The sequence below is a fragment of the Arthrobacter sp. UYCu512 genome, from assembly GCF_040547075.1.
In the GTDB taxonomy this organism is placed as follows: domain Bacteria; phylum Actinomycetota; class Actinomycetes; order Actinomycetales; family Micrococcaceae; genus Arthrobacter.
Genome location: NZ_JBEPPA010000014.1, coordinates 28,127 through 46,250 on the forward strand (window position 1 = coordinate 28,127; position 18,124 = coordinate 46,250).

17 protein-coding genes are annotated in these 18,124 nt (G+C 66.4%); 12 read left to right on the forward strand and 5 right to left on the reverse strand.

Annotated elements, in window-relative coordinates:
* Positions 1–12 precede the first annotated feature (12 nt).
* The 3 genes from ABIB49_RS14945 to ABIB49_RS14955 are packed head-to-tail and all read left to right on the forward strand — an operon-like array spanning position 13 to position 4,284.
* The gene (locus ABIB49_RS14945) at positions 13–1,233 is read left to right on the forward strand and encodes a TrbL/VirB6 family protein (RefSeq protein ID WP_502913815.1); all 1,221 of its coding nucleotides are present in this window, start codon (positions 13–15) and stop codon (positions 1,231–1,233) included.
* Positions 1,220–2,728: an SCO6880 family protein gene (locus ABIB49_RS14950; RefSeq protein WP_354157231.1), complete on the forward strand. Its 1,509-nt coding sequence runs from the start codon at positions 1,220–1,222 to the stop codon at positions 2,726–2,728. Before ABIB49_RS14945 ends, ABIB49_RS14950 begins: the two co-directional genes overlap by 14 nt.
* Positions 2,728–4,284: a putative type IV secretion/conjugal transfer ATPase gene (locus ABIB49_RS14955; RefSeq protein ID WP_354157232.1), complete on the forward strand. Its 1,557-nt coding sequence runs from the start codon at positions 2,728–2,730 to the stop codon at positions 4,282–4,284. The genes ABIB49_RS14950 and ABIB49_RS14955 overlap by 1 nt, the downstream gene beginning before the upstream one ends.
* 59 nt (positions 4,285–4,343) lie before the next feature.
* On the opposite strand, the gene ABIB49_RS14960 is transcribed toward ABIB49_RS14955, so the two are convergent.
* From ABIB49_RS14960 to ABIB49_RS14970, 3 genes are all read right to left on the reverse strand, one after another.
* Positions 4,344–5,453: a site-specific integrase gene (locus ABIB49_RS14960; protein ID WP_354157233.1), complete on the reverse strand. Its 1,110-nt coding sequence runs from the start codon at positions 5,451–5,453 to the stop codon at positions 4,344–4,346.
* A gap of 407 nt (positions 5,454–5,860) precedes the next feature.
* Positions 5,861–6,211, reverse strand: coding sequence for a helix-turn-helix domain-containing protein (locus ABIB49_RS14965; protein WP_354157234.1), 351 nt, complete (start codon positions 6,209–6,211; stop codon positions 5,861–5,863).
* 4 nt (positions 6,212–6,215) lie between these two features.
* Positions 6,216–7,274, reverse strand: coding sequence for a tyrosine-type recombinase/integrase (locus tag ABIB49_RS14970; protein WP_354157235.1), 1,059 nt, complete (start codon positions 7,272–7,274; stop codon positions 6,216–6,218).
* 260 nt (positions 7,275–7,534) lie between these two features.
* On the opposite strand from ABIB49_RS14970, the gene ABIB49_RS14975 reads away from it, so the two are divergent.
* Both ABIB49_RS14975 and ABIB49_RS14980 read left to right on the forward strand, forming a co-directional pair.
* Positions 7,535–9,304, forward strand: coding sequence for a type IV secretory system conjugative DNA transfer family protein (locus ABIB49_RS14975; protein WP_354157236.1), 1,770 nt, complete (start codon positions 7,535–7,537; stop codon positions 9,302–9,304).
* 11 nt (positions 9,305–9,315) lie between these two features.
* Positions 9,316–9,747 (forward strand): DUF4913 domain-containing protein, encoded by a 432-nt coding sequence (locus ABIB49_RS14980; protein WP_354157237.1) that lies wholly within the window; start codon positions 9,316–9,318, stop codon positions 9,745–9,747.
* A 913-nt stretch (positions 9,748–10,660) separates the two neighbouring features.
* Here the strand turns inward: ABIB49_RS14980 and ABIB49_RS14985 are convergent.
* Complete coding sequence (locus tag ABIB49_RS14985; RefSeq protein WP_354157238.1) at positions 10,661–10,927, reverse strand: SHOCT domain-containing protein; 267 nt, start codon at positions 10,925–10,927, stop codon at positions 10,661–10,663.
* A gap of 713 nt (positions 10,928–11,640) precedes the next feature.
* Here ABIB49_RS14985 and ABIB49_RS14990 point away from each other — a divergent pair.
* On the forward strand, positions 11,641–13,287 hold the full coding sequence (locus ABIB49_RS14990) for a TPM domain-containing protein (protein WP_354157239.1): 1,647 nt from the start codon (positions 11,641–11,643) through the stop codon (positions 13,285–13,287).
* Between the two features lie 136 nt (positions 13,288–13,423).
* Entirely contained in the window at positions 13,424–13,576 is a 153-nt protein-coding gene (locus ABIB49_RS14995; protein ID WP_354157240.1) for a hypothetical protein, read from the forward strand.
* A gap of 25 nt (positions 13,577–13,601) precedes the next feature.
* On the opposite strand, the gene ABIB49_RS15000 is transcribed toward ABIB49_RS14995, so the two are convergent.
* Positions 13,602–14,036, reverse strand: coding sequence for a rhodanese-like domain-containing protein (locus tag ABIB49_RS15000; RefSeq protein ID WP_354157241.1), 435 nt, complete (start codon positions 14,034–14,036; stop codon positions 13,602–13,604).
* Between the two features lie 381 nt (positions 14,037–14,417).
* Between ABIB49_RS15000 and ABIB49_RS15005 the strand changes: the two genes are divergently transcribed.
* The 5 genes from ABIB49_RS15005 (at position 14,418) to ABIB49_RS15025 (ending at position 17,633) form a co-directional block, all read left to right on the forward strand.
* Positions 14,418–14,690: an SHOCT domain-containing protein gene (locus ABIB49_RS15005; RefSeq protein ID WP_354157242.1), complete on the forward strand. Its 273-nt coding sequence runs from the start codon at positions 14,418–14,420 to the stop codon at positions 14,688–14,690.
* Positions 14,690–16,147, forward strand: a complete 1,458-nt coding sequence (locus ABIB49_RS15010) for a multicopper oxidase family protein (protein ID WP_354157243.1) — start codon at positions 14,690–14,692, stop codon at positions 16,145–16,147. Before ABIB49_RS15005 ends, ABIB49_RS15010 begins: the two co-directional genes overlap by 1 nt.
* A gap of 54 nt (positions 16,148–16,201) precedes the next feature.
* On the forward strand, positions 16,202–16,612 hold the full coding sequence (locus tag ABIB49_RS15015; RefSeq protein WP_354157244.1) for a DUF302 domain-containing protein: 411 nt from the start codon (positions 16,202–16,204) through the stop codon (positions 16,610–16,612).
* A 193-nt stretch (positions 16,613–16,805) separates the two neighbouring features.
* Entirely contained in the window at positions 16,806–17,063 is a 258-nt protein-coding gene (locus ABIB49_RS15020; RefSeq protein ID WP_354157245.1) for an SHOCT domain-containing protein, read from the forward strand.
* A 174-nt stretch (positions 17,064–17,237) separates the two neighbouring features.
* Positions 17,238–17,633: a sulfocyanin-like copper-binding protein gene (locus ABIB49_RS15025; protein WP_354157246.1), complete on the forward strand. Its 396-nt coding sequence runs from the start codon at positions 17,238–17,240 to the stop codon at positions 17,631–17,633.
* Positions 17,634–18,124: the final 491 nt, after the last annotated feature.

Genomic DNA, 18,124 nt, shown 5'->3' on the forward strand with positions numbered 1-18,124 from the left:
GCCATTGGCAATATGGCGAAAGCCATCATGGAGGGCATGAGCCAGATGGTGACGACACTGTCGACTTTCTGGGTGGCCATGCCCACGGTTAACCTGGCCAGCACCGACGGTGCGACGCCGAGTCCCGTCGTCTCCGTGGTGAACAGCGAATTGATGGTCTGGACTCTGACACTGGCTGTCCTGGCCGTCATTCTCGGTGGCATTCGGATGATCTGGGAGCAACGCGGAGCACCGCTGAAGGATCTGCTCCGGTCCCTCATCACGCTGGGTTTGGTCACGGGCCTCGGCCTGGGGGTCATCTCGATCCTGGTGATCGCCGCGGATGCGTTCTCGGCCGAGATCATCAAGCGTTCCACGGACGGTAAGGGCTTCGCCGAGTCTATGAATATCCTCGTGCTGACCAACCAGACGGGTGTCGGCGTATTCATCCTCATCGTCCTGGGATTGATCGGTCTGATCGCCTCTCTCGTCCAGATTGTTCTGATGGTGGTCCGCAGCGGCATGCTGGTGATCCTGGCCGGCATCCTGCCCACCACCGCAGCTTTCACCAACACCGAGATGGGAAGGCAGTGGTTCCAGAAAGCAGTTGGCTGGACTATCGCGTTCATCCTCTACAAACCTGCGGCGGCCATCGTTTACTCGGTCGCATTCCTCCTCATGGGTAACAACAGTGGGAAGGATTCATTGATCACTTCCATCACGGGCTTCACGTTGATGATCGTCGCGCTGTTCGCTTTGCCCGCGCTGATGCGGTTCGTCACCCCCATGGTCGGGGCCGTCGCCTCAGGCGGAGGAGCAGGAGCAGGAGCCGCCGTGGGGGCCATGGCCACAGGCGCCGTCTCCATGGGCCGCAGCGGAAGCGGTAAAGGCAACGCAGCCCCGACACCGGCAAGTACACAAAGCACCCAATCGGGGTCATCTCCGAAGGGCAGTAACGGAACGGCCGGCCCCAGGGGAAATGGCGGCCAGCCAACACCCAGGACTACCGGCCCGGGCGGGGCCGCCAGCGCCGCAACAGCCGGTGCAGCCGGCACCACGGGCGCCGCCGGGGCAGGAGCTGCTGCCGGCACCGCCGGTGCCGCGTCGGGTGCAGCGTCAGCTGCGGGTCCGGCCGGTATGGCCGTCGCCGCAGGAGCACAAGCAGCGTCCAGGATTTCCCAGGCCGCACAACAGACCGCGCAGGATTCAACCGGCCAATCAGCGACAACGGAGGGCCCCAGTGGCAGCAATTAATACCGAATACAAGGAACCGTCCTACGGCAACTGGCGTGTCCCGCGCTCAGCGGGCCTGGGTAACCTCGGCGCGATTGGCACGGGCATTGTCATGGCCGGCTTGTTGCTGGGCATCATCAGCTTCGCGATCTGGGGCCTCTTCCCGGGCCTGGGGGTCCTGGCCGTCGCCGGGGCCAGTGCCCTGCTGCTGACGGTCAAGGACAAGCACGGCCAGTCCGTTGTCGACCGTTTCGGAACACGGATGAGCTTCCGTCTCTCCAAGTCCTCCGGAACGAACCTCTACCGTTCCGGCCCCCTCGGCGTGACGGACTGGGGCATGTACCAACTGCCCGGTCTGGCCGCGAAGTCCACCCTGTACGAATTCACCGACTCCTACAAGCGCCCGTTCGCACTGCTGCATGTCCCTTCCACCAGCCACTACACCGTGATCTTCTCCACCGAACCCGACGGGGCCTCCCTCGTGGACCCGGAACAGGTCGATGCGTGGGTCGCGAACTGGGGCGGCTGGCTCGCCGGCCTCGGAGACGAAGCGGGCCTGGACGCCGCCGCCGTAACGGTCGAGACCGCACCGGACTCCGGCTACCGGCTCCGCAACGAAGTCACGATGAACATCGACCCGAACGCCCCCGAGTTTGCCAGGAACGTGCTCAACGAGGTCATCGACACGTACCCGGAAGGGTCGGCCACGGTCCGGGCCTGGGTATCCCTGACCTTCAACGCCGCTTTGCGCTCAGGATCGAAGAAGCGCACACCAGAAGATGTAGCCCGTGACCTCGCCTCCCGGATCCCCGGCCTGTCGGCACGGTTGCAGTCCACCGGCGCCGGCATCGCCCGTCCGATGTCCGCGCAGGAACTCTGCGAGGTCGTCCGGATCGCCTACGACCCGCCGGCTGCCCTGATCATCGACGAAGCCCACGCCGCCGGCTCCCCGGTGTCCCTGACCTGGGGCGAAGTCGGCCCCACCGCGACGCAGGCGGGCTGGGATGACTACCGGCACGACAGCGCGTTCTCAGTCTCATGGACCATGACAGGTGCCCCGCGCGGGTCCGTCAACTCCTCGGTCCTCTCCCGGCTGCTGGCCCCGCACGGCGACATTGACCGGAAGCGCATCTCGCTGCTGTACCGCCCGATGGATTCCGCCCGCGCCGCCGCCGTGGTGGAGCGGGACCAGAACAACGCCAACGTCCGCATCACCTCCGGAAACCGCCCGTCCGCCCGCGCCCTGGTCGATGCCCGCTCCGCCGTGCAAACCGCCCAGGAAGAAGCCCAGGGCGCCGGGCTGGTGAACTTCGGCATGGTCGTCACAGCCACCGTCACCGATAAGGAACGCCTCGCCGATGCCGTGGCCGCCGTGGAACAGACCTCCGGCACCGCCCGGGTGCTGCTGCGCCGCGCCTACGGCGCCCAAGACACCGCGTTCGCCGCGTCCCTGCCCCTCGGGCTGGTCCTTCCCAAGCACAGCCTCCTGCCCTCCGAAATCAAGGACGCCCTCTAATGGCCCGCATGAAACTCTTCATCCGCCCCGCCAAAAAGGTCACAGCACCGGTCAAGGCTGCGCCGAAGAAGAAGACGGAGAAGGAAGCCCGCCAGCCCGGGCCATCTGCCCGGGGCTGGACCGGACGCGGCGGCGGGATGGCCCAGCTCGTCCCGTCCGTGAAGGAATACCGGGGAACCACGGTCCAGGTCTGCGGGCTGTGGCCGTTTTCCTCCGGCGCCTCCTCGCCCATGATCGGCGTCCCGCTCGGCCGCCACGAGGAAACCCAGGCCACGGTCTGCTGTGACCCGATCAGCTGGTTCCAGCGCGCACGCCTGATTTCCAATCCGTCCGCGTTCATCCTGGGCAAGCCGGGGTTGGGCAAGTCCACCGTGGTCCGCCGGATGTTCATCGGACTCTCCGCGCAGGGCGTCCACCCACTGATCCTGGGGGACTTGAAAGGCGAACACGTCAAAGCGGTCCAGGCACTCGGCGGCCAGGTCATCAGGCTCGGCCGCGGCGTCGGCTACCTGAACATCCTCGATCCCGGACAGGCCGTCGAAGCCGCGCAGCTGCTCGAAGACAGCGGCCACCATGAGGACGCCGCCCGGGTCCGCGCCGACGCGCACGGCCGGCGCCTGACCATGGTTGTCTCCCTGATCACGATCAGCCGGAACAACCCGCCCACCGATCAGGAACAGACGATCCTGGACCGCGCGCTGCGGGTCCTCGATGACCGGTTCGACGGTGTTCCCGTCCTCAAGGACCTGTTGGACGTGATCATCTCCGCACCCGATGAGCTTCGCCAGGTTGCACTGGACCGCGGCGACATGACCGTCTACCTGCAGGAAACCCGCGCCTTGGAAGCAACCCTGCTCGGCCTGACCGGAGGCGGGAAGCTCGGAGAAATCTTCTCCCGGCACACCACCAACCCCATGATGCGCGACCGCGCCGTGGTCTTCGACGTCTCCAGCATCGACGAGACCGAAACCGACCTGCAGGCCGCCGGACTGCTGGCCTGCTGGTCCTATGGCTTCGGCACCGTCAACGTCGCCAACGCCCTCGCCGACGCCGGACTGGAACCACGGCGGAACTACTTCGTCGTCCTCGATGAACTCTGGCGGGCACTGCGCGCCGGCAAAGGAATGGTGGACCGGGTGGACGCCCTGACCCGCCTCAACCGCTCAGTCGGCGTCGGGCAGATCATGATTTCCCACACCATGTCCGACCTGCTGGCACTGCCGGCGGAAGAGGACCGGATGAAGGCCCGCGGCTTCGTGGAGCGTTCCGGCATGGTGATCTGCGGTGGTCTGCCCGCCTCGGAGATGCCGTTGCTGACCTCGGCCATTCCGTTGTCCCGCCAGGAGCAGCAGAAGCTCATCTCCTGGCAGGACCCGCCCGCCTGGGACTCCCGCGGCGTTGACGTTGAGCCTCCCGGCCGCGGGAAGTTCCTAATCAAGGTCGGCGGCCGCCCGGGGATCCCCTTGCAGGTTGGGCTGACGTCGATCGAAACGGGAGACCATGGCGTGAATGACACCCAAACAAAGTGGCACGCCAACAGTGAGAAGTTCGCGTGAATTTTGACGCTTTTGGCGTGAACTTGAGCATGCCCGGGGGTTGCAGCCGGTGTGGATGCTCAGGTTCGGGGAACTTGTTCGCCCTCAAGGGTGAGGTCGGGGTGCTCGACGGTGTTGAGGTAGCGGGTGGCGCCTTCCACGCTGAGCCCGAAGAGGTCGCAGATGCGGCGGATGTCGCCGCCGGTGGCGTGGATCTCGTGCAGGATGCGGTCCTCACGGAGCACCTGGGTTCGCAGCGTCAATCCGTTCCAAGGGTACTGGCGGCTGACGGGGAGGAGCCTGGGTGCGGTACGCCGGTTGATGAGCAGGTGCGGGTTGGCACTTTCCGGCCAGGTCCGGTTGCGGTGGTCGAGCCAGGTTGCGAGGCGGGTGCGCACGGGCGCGGCCAGCGGGATGTCGCGGTTGTCGAGTATCAGGTGTCCGTCGCTGATGTCGGTGAGCCGCAGCGCGCTGAGCTGTTTCTTGGTCAGTGCGTGGAAGGCGACCAAGGCAACCGCGAGGGCGACGACGGGGTTCGGGGAGTTCAGCTCCTCGCGGATCACTGCGGCGTCAAGGGCGAGCGGGATGGTGCTGCCCTTCGGGGATGCTTTCATCCCGCGGGTTGGATTGGCGAAGATGAGGCGGCGGCCTTTGAGGGTCGTGAAGAGAGATTTGAGCCCGTTCCCTGCGATGTGGCGGCGGGCCGTCGTTTCCTCCAGCGCGGCTGTGATGTCGGCGCGGGTAACCTCGGCGAAGGACTGGATGCCTGCCTCGGCCCAGGCGTGGATGATGGGTTCGATGCCCAGGATGTGCGCCCTGATGGTCTTGGGGTCGCGCGGGATCTGCCGCGGCGCCTGGTGGGCGCCGTTGGTCAGGACTTGCAGCCAGACCTCGAGCTGGTCCTTCATGACCGGTGGCAGGGTGCTGGTTTTGGCAGCGAAGTAGCGTTCGATCCGGGTTGGCCGGTCCTCGATGAGCAGGCCGGCCGCGGCCAGGACGTCGATCGTGGAGATGACGTTGCCGGAGTATTGGCGCAGTTGGAGGACGTCGGTGGCGCGGATCTTCGCGGTCGGGCTGAGCCGCAGACCCTGCAGCAGCCGCAGCGATCGGGTCATGTTGGCGAAGAAGAGCTGGTGGCCTGCCTTATTAGCGCCGGCCAGGTCCAGTCCGTGTCCGGGCTCCTGGAGCATTCGGGCCTGTTCCAAACACAGGCGGCACGCCCGCCGCTCTCCGATACGGGCCGCGCGCCCGCAAAAGTCGCAGATTCCTTCCGGATTGTGGGAGCGCCACCAACGGCACTGCCAGCACGTCCAGTTGTAGCGGCGGTAGACACCCCACGCCAGACAGCCCTTGCACGAGCCCGGGTGTTGCGGGCTGCCGGGATGGCAGCTGGCGCACATGCCTTGGCTGAAGTAGCCCGTGCTGGTGCCGCACTTGGAACACGGCGGTGCGATGAACGGGCCGCCGGGAAGGCAGTCATAGCAATAGGCCACCCGGGGGAAGGTCCACGCGACCCGGTTGATCTGGCAGCGGGGGCACATCGATGGCGGCCGCAGCGCCGCCGCCGGGCCCGGGGCGGGACTCACAACAGCCCTGCCTATAGGGGCGGCTCGGACCGCGGCTTGCCGAAGCGCGGCGTGACGACCGGCGATACCCCGCCATTGCCGGCGCTCTGGCGCCGGTCATCGCCGTTGACGGTCTCGGTGACGCGTGGACGACGTGCAGCGACCTTGTCCGGCTCGGGACTCATCAGGTCCGTCGGCGTACACTCCAACACCGAGCAGAGCACGTCGAGCTCCTCGAGTCTCATCGTCGCCGGGGTCCCGGCCCACCACGAGGACATCTTCCCGGCACTGATCTCCAGCCCGGCATCGGCGATCATCCGGCGCATCTGCGCCGATTTCCAGATCCCGCGTTCGGCGGCTCTGATCCGCAGGTTCCACAACACGGCATCATCCTTCCTTCTGTGTAGGTCCGAAGCGGGACTCGACCCGCTCATTGGCGTTCTTCCAGGCCAGCTCCACGTGCTCGCTGCGCACGTGGATGTAACCCGAGGTAGTCGCGAGCCACTGATGCCCCAGCAACTCCTGGAGGGCCTTGATGTCCATCCCGGCCCCGTACAGCGAGGAAGCACAATAATGCCGCAGAACGTGAGGAGTCATCCGCCCCGACCATGCCGGCAACCACTGCTCGACCTGCAACCCCAGGCTGCGCCGCAACGCGTTGCCACCGACCCGGCCGCATCGCCCCAGCTCGGAATCGAACCGCTCCGAGGGGAGCAAAGGTGCGTCCGGGTCAGCCCAGTCCTCCCCGTACTGGTGTCGGACCTCGCCCAGCCACCAGTCGATCAGCTTGGCCGCGCCATTGATCGCCGGCACCAGACGCGGTTTCGGGCCACGGCCCTGTGCTCCCTTGCCGAACCTAACGTGGAGCTTACCGAACCCGCCCAGGTCCGGGCGCCAGTCACGGATGTCGAGCATCACCGTCTCGTTGATCCGCAGCCCCAGCCGACGCCACAGCGAGGCAGCGAAGTAGTCCCGCGCGGCGGGCAGATACTTGCGAGCCTGCGGGATCGAGTGCCGCCAACACGTAAAGAACGCGTCGATCTCGGCATCCGACGGCGGCACCCGGACCTTGCCAAGCGACGCCCCGGACTGGCGGTTGAACTCATCGATGGGCTGCTCGACCAGCACCCCGGCCACCCGATGGATCCGGCCCTGATAACGGCTGATCATGAACTCATAAAACAACGCCAGGGTCCCTGCCTTGCCGGCCCTCGTGCTCACACTGCGACCCAGCCGCCTCTGTTCGGCCAGGAACCGGTCGGCGTCCTGACAGGTCGCCGCCCACAGCGGGCCCGTCACCGACCGGGCGAACTCAATGATCGTCGCCCGGGTACTGCGGATATGCGAGTCGCTCAAACCAGCCGCCGCCATCGCCAACGCGTACTGATCAACGATCTCCTGCTCGAAATCCTCGGCCGCCTGCACACTCCAGAACGCCGGATCCATGGCGCCGCCACCGGGCAACGCCACCGGCACCATCAGCTACCAACTTCAGAAGGAGCGAGCATGCGTCGACATTACGCCCAAACCGTCACTCTCGTCGACGGTTCGTCGATTCGGGCCCCAAGGGGCTCCGAACCGACATCACCTGCTCAAACGCGAATTACGGCCGCAGAACAGGCCAACGAACCTGAGCGAATAGAGATACCGGCTGATTCCCTCCTTGAACCAGCAGCTCCGCAGCTGCCCACCGAAGGAGGCACACCGTGAGCGCCCCGAACCGTAAAGGAATGGGCCTCGGGGATGCCCTGCTGGTCTGGTTGGCTATCGGCTTCATCGTCGTCTTCGGCGGAGGCACCTACGCGGCCGTGCACCTCGGTTCCTGGATGGCCGGCATCGAAGCACCGCCCGCCCACCCGATTGATCTGATCGCCGGTCTGATCAAGGGCCGGGTGCCCTGGCCCACCCAGTCCACGGTCGCCGCGGCCCTCATGGCCGGCGTGATCGTGGTCCTGACCATCGTCGTGCTGGTGGCCTGGAAGAAGGGCGCATCCAAGCGTGCCCGCGTCGATAAAGCCGCACGGTACCTGGGCCGTGGGAAGTCGCTGGCCGCGTTCTCCGAGAAGGGCGCGAAAGCGACGGCCGAGCGGCTGGGCGTGAAGAACACCCCGGGCATCGTGGTCGGCAAGGTGGTCTCCACCGGCCAGACGTTCATTCAGTCCTGGGAAGACCTCAGCCTCGATATTTGGGGCCCCCGTACCGGTAAGTCAACTTCCCGGGTTATGCCCGCGATCCTGGACGCACCCGGCGCCGTTGTGTCCACCTCGAACAAGCGCGACGTCGTGGACGGCACCCGTGGCGTCCGCGAGGCCACCGCCCCGGTGTGGGTGTTCGACCCGCAGAAGATCGCCCAGGAAGAACCGGACTGGTGGTGGAACCCGCTCTCCTACGTCACCGACGAAGAGAAGGCCTACAAACTCACGCAGCACTTCTCGGTCGGTTCAAGGGTCCCGGGGTCCAAGCCGGATGCCTACTTCGATCCCAAGGCCGAAGACATTCTCTCCTCCTACTTCCTCGCGGCCGCACTCGGCGAACTTCCCATCACGCAGGTCTACCTGTGGGTGACGGAGCAGGTCAGCCAGGAACCTATCGAAATCCTGAAAGAGCATGACTACGAGCTGCAGTACAAGGGCCTGGAATCGACCCTGAAGCTGGCCGACAAACAGCGCGACGGGATCTTCGGTACCTCCGAGAAAATGATCCAGTGCCTCAAGTCCAGGAACACGCTGCGCTGGGTCGCCCCCACAGGCGGCGCAACGGTAGCCACGGATGCCCGCCGGCAGTTCAACCCCCACGCGTTCGCTGCCTCACAGGAGACGATCTACATCCTTTCCAAGGAAGGGGCCGGCTCAGCTGCCCCGCTCACCACAGCGTTGACGGTGGCGATCGCTGAGGCCATGGAGGAAAGGGCCGAACGCAGTGGAGGCCGTCTGCCGCTGCCGGCGCTGTTTGCCCTGGATGAGTTGGCCAACGTCGTCCGCTGGGCCGGACTGCCGGACCAGTTCAGCCACTACGGCTCCAAAGGCCTGATCGTCATGGGCATCCTGCAGTCCTGGTCCCAGGGCGTCGAACTCTGGGGCGAGGCGAACATGCGGAAAATCTGGTCGGCCGCGAACGTCAAGGTCTACGGCGGCGGCGTCGCCGAAGAAGGTTTCCTCCGGGCACTCTCGGACCTGATCGGGGACTACAGCTACACCAACGTCTCCATCTCCTCCGGCAAGTCCGGCTCCAGCCGCTCCCGCCAGGAGGGCAAGGAACGCATCTTCGATGTCTCCAACCTCGCCGAGCTCGACCGCGGCCGCGCCGTGGTCCTCGCCTCCGGTGCCCCGGCCACGCTGGTCCGGACCATGCCCTGGTACACCGGGCCACATAAGGGCGCTGTGGAAGCGTCCATCAAGAAGTACAGCCCCCGCCCGGAGGAAGAGGCCGTCCCTGTCTCTGCCGCGCGGGTCGCCAATCCCTGGGTCACGGGGTAGGAGGTTCTGAGATGACTAACGACATCGGCCGGTTCAGCTCACGCGACACCGAGGCACCTGCGGACGCCCCGGCGCAAGAGCAGAAGCCTGCTGAACTGGTCTACGGCTCAGCCGAACAGTTCCTGCACGAGCAGCTGCTGCCAACGTACGTCCGCGACGTCGACGACCGCGCCGCGAAATGGTGCATTGAATGGTACTACCACCCCGAAGCGGTCACCCGGGTAGAAGCACTGTGGCGGGCCTGGGAACACCTCAGACTCGACGGAGCCACCGGCATCAGTGTCTGGTTCAAGGACCACACGGACCACCACATGAACGTACTCCTGGACCCACGCGGCCCGTTCTACAAATGCGACATGCAAAAGCACAGGGACCCCGAACACCTGGAACCGAAGAAGGCCCCGGAGGGTTGGTTCCCTGACGTGCGGACGCAGGGAAATTAGAAGAACCACCTCGCCGGACTGACCATGTCAACCCTTTTTGGCCCTGCCATGCCCGGTCCTCTCACCCCCGAATCCTGACAGGACGCCGCCGGTTTTCCGCCATACCGCAGTATTTCGATGCAGTGGTCCCCGGCATTGCCACGTTCGCGTCCGCGGGGCGGCGGATCTCTTGGACCTTTCGATCTGCGGGGCGAGTTCCTCATGCGGGTTACCGCTTTTGCCTACGGAATCGATTAGAAGAATCTGCTCTAGAACATGGACGAAACCGGCGCTAACTGGCAGGACTTCCGGTCTGCCGTTGGGTTGAATTTTCTGGGCTGGGTGAGGAAGGGCCCGAGGCGGCGGCCGGCGCAGCGGCTGGGTCTGTCGCTCACCGGAGCTGAGGGGCGGTTGCTGGCGGCAGCGACCGCTGCGCCGCGACGGAAGCGGTTCCCCCGGCGCCGCAGCCGGTTGCCTTGCCCCTCATCCGACGGAACGACTAACCGCGGACAACGGGAGCCCTGACCCCGTCACCGGGCCCCGTGTTCCTCGATCAAGCGGACGAGAAGCCTCCGGGGCGTATGGCGCTGCTTCTTGGGCGCGGTCGTGTCCTCCACCAACACGGCATCGATCGCGGCTTTTGAACGTTGATCCTGACTTGGATGGGAACAAGGCTCACGGGCTGGTGCCATTCAAGCCGTCATTATGTCCGGAAAGTCGCTGTGGTGGGTACCGTTCGGGTCGTCCTAGTGGGCTCCGGCGGCAGGAAACGCGGGGCCTCTTCGGATGATGCGACCGGTGCCGGACGATCCCGGGCTGCGGGAATGGTGCACGGGTTTATCCGGGGTGGTCGAAACTGTCTTCCGGGGAGGGAAGAATACCGCACAGGCCGGGAAGCCGGCTGGGGTACCCGCCGCAGGGGTGTCCGGCGTCGCTACGGGCCCTCGCCGAGGATACGGAGACGTTCCTGGTACTCCTGTGCGCTCAGTTCACCACGCGCGTACCGCTCAGCGAGGATCACGCGAGCACCCCCAGGGGTCTCGGCGGCCCCGATGTCCGTGTCTCGGGGTTCCTGACTGTTGCTCTGGCCGCTGTAATCTCCGGGGGCGCGGACCCCGCGAATGATGACCCAGATGAGGGCAATGGCCACCAGCAGGCCGATGGCCCACCACCATCCCATCCCGATTCCGCCACCCATCATGATTCGTACGTCCTTTCACGGCTGTCGCGGGCCTCCCTGGCGTACCGGCTCTTACGCAACATATCATCCGCCGGGGCCCCGCTACAGAGCCCCTTTGACTGACCGCGGAGGCCCGCGCAGCCGCATTTGAGGAATTGTCGTGGAACTGCCCTTGCAATGAGGCGTGCTGGCTGTGCCGGCGGCAGGACGGGGCAGCCTCCGTAGCTGGTTCTTCGGATTGTGAGTTCGAGGAATTCGAGGCATGCTGCCCGGCTTGGTCTCCGGCCTGGTCATACACCACGCCCGTTGCCCGGCGCTGGTGGTGAGCCCCATCCCCGCCACCCCGCATGCCCCTGAGTGGCTCTGGTGCCGTAGGCCCGCGGACCTCTGCGTCGCCCCCCGGACCCTGGCAGGGTCGGCCCAACCCGTTGTTGGTGCACCGGTAGGACGCGGGCCGCACCAGTTCTGGGCGCATGGCTGCTGCGGGACCACCAATGTCTTTGTGCGCGCTCTAGATGTGGGGATGCCCTGGTTATTGCCCTCGTCCCTGCCGGGACACAGCGCCGGGTATCCTCCTCGGAAGCGGCGGCATGGTCGGGCGCAGCAGTCATATATGCACGCGGATCCGATCAGGGCGCCGCCCGGGGGCAGGGTCCGCAACACACCCCCGGGGGTATGTTGGCGTAGTCTGGAATCAGACGGCTGCGGAATAGGGCCGGTGGAAGGAGTCACCCATGATGGGTGGGTACGGGTCCGGCATAGATGTGTCCTGGCTATTCTGGTTACTGCCGGTCGCGGTCACCGTTCTACTGGCGGCTCTCGCGGCCCGGGCGTTGTCCGGTGGCGCCCGCCGAAGGGGAATGGGATCAGCCCTGGGGCAGAACCGTAACGCCGCCGCGGGCAGGAGCAACGCACGTCGAATCCTCGATCAGCGATACGCCGGCGGCGAGCTGGGCACGCAGGAATACAGGGACCGCTTGGCGGTGCTTGCCGGCCCGGGGACCGAGCCGGAAGAACCGGCGGTAAATCCACGCGACGGCGACCGGAGCGATCAGCCCGTGGCGTTGAGCCTTCCGGAGCTGAAGCAACGGGCCGTGTCGCTGCTCATAGCAGCCGACGACGCCGTGCGCTCCAGCGAGCAGGAAGCAGGATTCGCGCAAGCCCAGTTCGGGGACGTTTCCGTCGCGCCCTTTGTGAAAGCCCTCGCCGATGCCAAGTCAAACCTGAGCGAGTCCTTCAAACTCCAGCAGCAGCTGGAAGATGCGATCCCGGCCACCGAGGAGCAACAGCGGGACTCGTATACCGAGATCATCCGTCGCTGCGAGTCGGCCAGCCAGGCTCTGGCCGCACAGAAAGTTTCCTTCGACTCCCTGCGTGAACTCGAACAGAACGCACCACGAGCACTCGAACTGCTCCGGGCCGGACGAGCCGAGGCTGCGGTCAAGATAGCGGATGCGGAGCACCACATGGCCGAGCTGTGCGTAGGATACTCCGATGCGGCGGTTGCCCCGGTCTCGGACAACATCGCCCAGGCCCGGGAGCGACTGATATTTCTGGACACCGCCGCGCAGGCTGCACAGCATAAGCTCTCCGAGGCCGACCCGGGCGCCGCCGCCGTCGCTGTCCGCGCTGGCGAAGAAAGCCTGCACCAGACCAACGTGCTGGTTGACGCCATCGGCAAGGTCCGGCACGACCTTGACTCCGCCCGGACTAATCTCGACCGCGCGGTGGCGGACGCCGCCCAGGACCTCGCCCAGGCCAAGGCCACGATGGCGGCCGGGCAGCATACTGACCTCGCGGGCCCCGTCGCAGCCGCCGAGGCGGTCCTGAACCAGGTGCAACAGCAGCTGCACTCAGGAAGGATCGACCCGATCGCCGCGTTGCAGCGCATGGAAGCGGCGCGCCAGGGACTGGATCAGGCCCTCTCCGGGGTCCGGAACCAGCAGGATCAGGCGCGGCGCGCCGGGGAGGCTCTCCAGCAGGCCATCATGCATGCGCAGGCCCGGATCTCGGTTGCCTCGGACTACATTGCCGCCCGGCGCGGCGGTGTGGGACCAAGGGCCAGGACACGATTGGCCGAAGCGCAACGAGTTCTGGACACCGCGCTCTCCATCCAGCAGACGAATCCTGGATCTTCCTTGGCCTACGCGCAGCAGGCCGGCGCTCTGGCATCCCGGGCGGCAGAGCTCGCCCAGTCCGATGTGCAGGGCTTCGGCGGCTTGGAAAACCGCGGCTACGGCGGCGGCATGTTCGGGAGCCGCGGGTGCGGCGGGGGCCTCGGCGGGGCCGTGCTGGGCGGGATTCTGATCGATTCGATCCTGCACGGCGGCCGCGGCGACGCCGGCCGGGACGATGATTCCGGCGGCAGCGGCAGCTTCTGATCCGTCACATCGGAGTTCATCTTCGGTCCGTCAATGTCATCAATTCCCCCGGCCGGCCCGCTTTGGCCCGGCGCTTCGGGGGTCGGCCAGGTCCGCGGTGGATCAGGCGTAGGCGAAGGACACGCTCCCAAGCCGCGTGAGCAGCCCGCGGATCCCGTTTGATTGCGGTGGCCTGTTTGGCCAGGTCATCATTGACGCCGCCGAACATGGTCAGGCCGGCGGGCTGTTCGCCGGCGACCCGAACGGAGCGCAGCGGGTGGGGGCATGGCCCGGGCGGCTTCGCCGGTGACACCGGTGCCCGGACGAGCCCGGGGTCAGATGATCTGTTCCGTGGGCATGGCCAGGGTGACCCAGTCGTGCAGTCCTCCCCGGTAGTAGGCCAGCGCGGATGCCGGATACCCGGTTTCCAGCAGCGCCCGGATGGCCGCCGGTGACTGCGGGCATTGCGGGCCGTTACAGAAGAAAATGCTCAGCCTCGAAACCTCGAGGTGATCCCTGAATCCAATAATCCGGTCGTGCGGAAAGTTGACTGCGCCTGGAATCGTAACCCCGGACCTGGAGTCAGGCACGCGGCTGTCGATCAGGACAGCGCCGCCGCTGATCTGCTCCAGGAGTTCGAGCTCGCCGAGGGTGACCACCCCGGGTGCGCACTGCAGTGGCTGCAGCTCTCCCCATGTCGTGTCCACCGCTACCAGATCCGGTTCGCCCTCCACCTCCCGGGGCACGCTGGCCGGATCCTGAGGACGCATTCTCGACATTCGCTTTATTACCGCTGGTTCGACTCCCATGCACCCACCCTAACGCCGCCGGACGCGCGGCCGCGGTGGCGTTGCACCTCCGGCGTCGGCGGTGGCCGCCGCGCTGCACGCCTGGTTCGGTATTCGGACCATGCCATGGCGTCCCCGGCAGGGGCGCCGGGGACCAACGGGCATCCTCCGGCCGGGCGTCGGTCGTATCGTGATCGGGTGCCGGCATACTGATGGTTGAGGATCGAATTCCCGGCTTGAAGCCGCGGGCATCAAACGCCCGGCCCCGCCCCGCCATATACCCCAATGGGTATTATGGTGTAGCCTCGAAAGTGATCACCGCACGCCGGTCAGTACCGGTTTCGCGGGGTAAGGAGACGGGTCATGATGGGTGGATACGGATCAGGCATGGGCTGGACGGGGATGTTCTGGCTGCTGCTGATCGTCGGGGTCCTGCTGCTTGCCGGTCTCGGGATTTGGTTTCTCTCGGCCGGCAGGCGCCGCGGCGGACCCACAGGCTCCCTTGACGGCAGGGGCGCCGGGCCTGCGGGCGGCGGAGGCACACCCCGGGAGATCCTGGATGAACGCTTTGCCAGGGGCGAGCTGACCGCGGAGGAATACCAGGAACGTCTCAAAATCCTCAAGGGCGACAGCTGATGCGGCCTGTCCGCCGACGCACCGCCCTCATCCTGGGGGGCGCCGGAACCGCAGCCGCACTGACGGGCGCGGCAGGCCTGTTGTGGGACTCCGGAGCCGGGAACCAGTCGGCGGCCGGACAGGCCCTCCTCGAACCCGAGGTCCTCCGCAGCAGCAACGGGACGCTCCAGATGCGCCTGAGAGCGGTACAGGCTCAGGCACGGATCGCCGGCACGAACGCCACCGTGTTGACCTACAACGGGTCAGTGCCCGGCCCGACGATGTTCCTGAGGCCCGGTGACCGGGTGAACCTAACATTGGAGAACGGCCTGCGGGATCCGACCAACCTGCACGTCCACGGCCTGCACGTCTCCCCCCAGGGCAACAGCGACAACGTGCTCCTCTCCGTTGACCCCGGAACATCCTTCGATTACGAATACCGCCTCCCCGCGGACCACCCTCCGGGCGTGTACTGGTACCACCCCCACCACCATGGCACGGTCGCCGACCAGGTCTTCGGCGGACTGTACGGTGCCATCATCGTCGAGGACCCGCACCCTGTCCCGACCTCACGGGACCGGGTCATGGTCATCTCGGACATCTCACTGAACAGCGACGGAAGCGTCGCTGCCGTGTCGGCGATGGAGAAAATGATGGGCCGGGAAGGCAGCCTCGTTCTGGTCAACGGCCAGCTAAACCCGCAACTGGCGGCCAAACCGGCAGAACGCGAACGGTGGAGGATCATCAACGCCTGCACCGCCCGGTACCTGAAACTGCGCCTCGACGGCCAGCGCCTGCAGCTGCTTGGACTCGACTCCGGCCGCTATCAGAACCCCCGGGACGTTGAGGAGGTGCTGCTGGCTCCAGGCAACCGGGCAGACCTCCTCGTCACCGCGGCCACCGGCACGGCCGTGCTGCGCACCCTGGCGGTGGACAGGGGAACCGCAGGATCCATGATGGGCGCCAGCACCGGAGGCCAACAGGCCCAGACCGACCCCAACGGCACCGTCCTGGCCACCTATGCCGTCAGCGGCGAACCGGCCCCGTCCGCGGAGCCGCTCCCGGCCCAGCCGGCACCCCGGGACCTGCGGTCCGCTGCGGTCACGGCACGGCGGGAACTGACCTTCGCCATGGGCATGGGCATGGGGTCGGGAATGAGCTTCACCTTCAACGGCAAACCTTTCGACCCGGGCCGGACTGACACCACCGTCCCGGCCGGCGCCCTCGAGGAGTGGACGCTGACTAACACCAGCCCAATGGACCACCCTTTCCACCTGCACGTATGGCCCATGCAGACCATCGAACAGGCCGGCCGGCCCGTATCCGACCCCGAGTGGCAGGATGTGGTCAACGTCCCGGCCCGCAGCAGCGTGCGCGTCCGGATCGCGTTCGATGATTTCACCGGCAAGACCGTCTACCACTGCCATATCCTCGACCACGAGGACAGCGGCATGATGGGCCTCATCGAATCCCGGTGACACCGCGATGCGGCGTCATTGACTCACAGCCAAACCCAATGAAGGAGCATAACCATGAGCTACGCACACACCATCACCGTCGCCCTGCCGTACCAGGAAGCGGTGCGCCGGACCAGGGAGGCACTCCAGGGCCAGGGCTTCGGAGTCCTCTCCGAAATCGATGTCCGCTCAACCTTGGAGGCCAAGCTCGGGGAGGAGAGCGGACAGGCCCTGGGCGACTACCTCATCCTGGGCGTCTGCAACCCCGCCTTGGCCCAGCGCGCACTCACCGCGGAACCGGACATGGGCCTGCTCCTTCCGTGCAACGTCGTCATCCGGCGCGGCAACGACGCCAACGCGACCGTCATCCAAACGATCGACCCGCAGACAATGGTCCAGCTAAGCGACGCCCCGGCCGTCGCCCTGGTCGCCGGCGAAGCCGATGACCGGCTCCGGGCCGCACTGAAAGAGCTCCAAACCGCCTGAGACCCGGCCGGCCTCCGGACCGGAGGCCCACGGGACGCGAAACGGTCACCGCTGCCTGACTTTTGTGTCCGCGTGCGCATCGGAGCAGGGCCGGCCGCCGTCGGCCCCGATGCAGACTGTATATACCCGCCGGGCCGTTGGGCACTGTTCCGGGAAGCGGGCCCAACGTAGTTTCACAGGAGGAGGCCTGATCATGATGTATGGCTGGGACGGAAATGGCTGGGGTATAGGCGCGTGGGTAGCCATGGCCGGGTTGATGCTGATTTTCTGGGGCGGAGTAGTCACTGTCGTTGTGCTCCTACTCCGGCGTCCCCATCCGGGTGAGGGACCGGCCGCACTGCGGCTGCCGCACCACGACGCCGAGCGTATTCTTACTGAGCGCTTCGCGCGCGGGGAAATCGACGAGCAGGAGTTCACTGCCCGGCGCACGGCGCTCAGGCGCCAGGATTGAACTCGTTGACCCACCGCGGGCAGATCATCCTCGGGGCCGCAGCCGTGCTCCTTCTGACCGCACTGTCCCTCGTGGCGGTGGGCCTCGCGGGCGGTCTTGTGAATCCCGGGGGCACCGGTTCCCTGTCCCGGGCCCGGTGCACGGCACCAAATCTTCCCCGGTCCGGTCGTCAGCGTGTCACTGACCAACATGGGCGGGCCCATGATGCGCCCGCGAAACGGCACCATGGGCGGGGCCATGCGAATGACCGCAGACAGTAACACCGTGGCCCACGGCACGGTGTCCTTCCTGGTCACCAACGCAGGCACCATCAGCCACGAACTCGTCATCCTTCCCCTTCCCGAAAGCCAGATCCCCGGCACCCGCCCGATCGGCGGGGACGCCAAAATCGATGAGGCCGGCAGTCTCGGGGAAGCGTCCAACACCTGCGCCGAAGGCACCGGCCAGGGAATCCTTCCCGGCGCGTCAGGCTGGGTCACCGTCACGCTGCCGCCAGGGCGCTATGAGCTCGTTTGCAACCTCCCGGGCCACTACGCCGCCGGCATGTACACCCAACTCACCGTCAGTTAGCCCCGTGCGGGAAGCTCGTACGTCCCGCGGAAAGCGCACGAAGGCTGGACTGAAACACCGGAACGAGGGGTCTAGGAATGGCGAAGAGGACAACGGCCTCGGCCCGGCCGCAGTCGGGAGCTGAGCAGATCGCGCGATTCCGAAGCTGGACCAGGTGCTTGATAGGAGCTTTGCGGCCCCATCATCAGAGTGCGAGGACTGACGCCCACGCAATTTCACGGCCAGCGCAATGGCGATGGCGCTGGCGCGGTTGTCCATCCGCTTCCACGGGAGCATCTTATCGACCGCGATGAACATGCCGACCCCTGCGGCCCGGTCATTGCCGCCGGCTCAAAGGAAAATCGGACCCCCTGGGTGCCCACCGGACAGCTGAGTCCGTGCTCGCCGGCCGCGGTGTTGCCATACCGGACAAGCCGACAACCCATCCCAGCGACGGCAGGGACGACGAAGTAAGGGGTTGCTGGCACCAGCACCCCCGGATAGCTGGACCA

Coding starts and splice junctions, on each gene's coding strand:
- ABIB49_RS15005 (WP_354157242.1), top strand. CDS start 14,418: ATGATGGGTGGATACGGATCAGGCATGGGCTGGACGGGGATGTTCTGG.
- ABIB49_RS15020 (WP_354157245.1), top strand. CDS start 16,806: ATGATGTATGGCTGGGACGGAAATGGCTGGGGTATAGGCGCGTGGGTA.
- ABIB49_RS14955 (WP_354157232.1), top strand. CDS start 2,728: ATGGCCCGCATGAAACTCTTCATCCGCCCCGCCAAAAAGGTCACAGCA.
- ABIB49_RS14960 (WP_354157233.1), bottom strand. CDS start 5,453: ATGCTCCAGGAGCCCGGACACGGACTGGACCTGGCCGGCGCTAATAAG.
- ABIB49_RS14980 (WP_354157237.1), top strand. CDS start 9,316: ATGACTAACGACATCGGCCGGTTCAGCTCACGCGACACCGAGGCACCT.
- ABIB49_RS14990 (WP_354157239.1), top strand. CDS start 11,641: ATGATGGGTGGGTACGGGTCCGGCATAGATGTGTCCTGGCTATTCTGG.
- ABIB49_RS15015 (WP_354157244.1), top strand. CDS start 16,202: ATGAGCTACGCACACACCATCACCGTCGCCCTGCCGTACCAGGAAGCG.
- ABIB49_RS15000 (WP_354157241.1), bottom strand. CDS start 14,036: ATGCGTCCTCAGGATCCGGCCAGCGTGCCCCGGGAGGTGGAGGGCGAA.
- ABIB49_RS14970 (WP_354157235.1), bottom strand. CDS start 7,274: ATGGATCCGGCGTTCTGGAGTGTGCAGGCGGCCGAGGATTTCGAGCAG.
- ABIB49_RS14985 (WP_354157238.1), bottom strand. CDS start 10,927: ATGATGGGTGGCGGAATCGGGATGGGATGGTGGTGGGCCATCGGCCTG.
- ABIB49_RS15010 (WP_354157243.1), top strand. CDS start 14,690: ATGCGGCCTGTCCGCCGACGCACCGCCCTCATCCTGGGGGGCGCCGGA.
- ABIB49_RS14945 (WP_502913815.1), top strand. CDS start 13: ATGGCGAAAGCCATCATGGAGGGCATGAGCCAGATGGTGACGACACTG.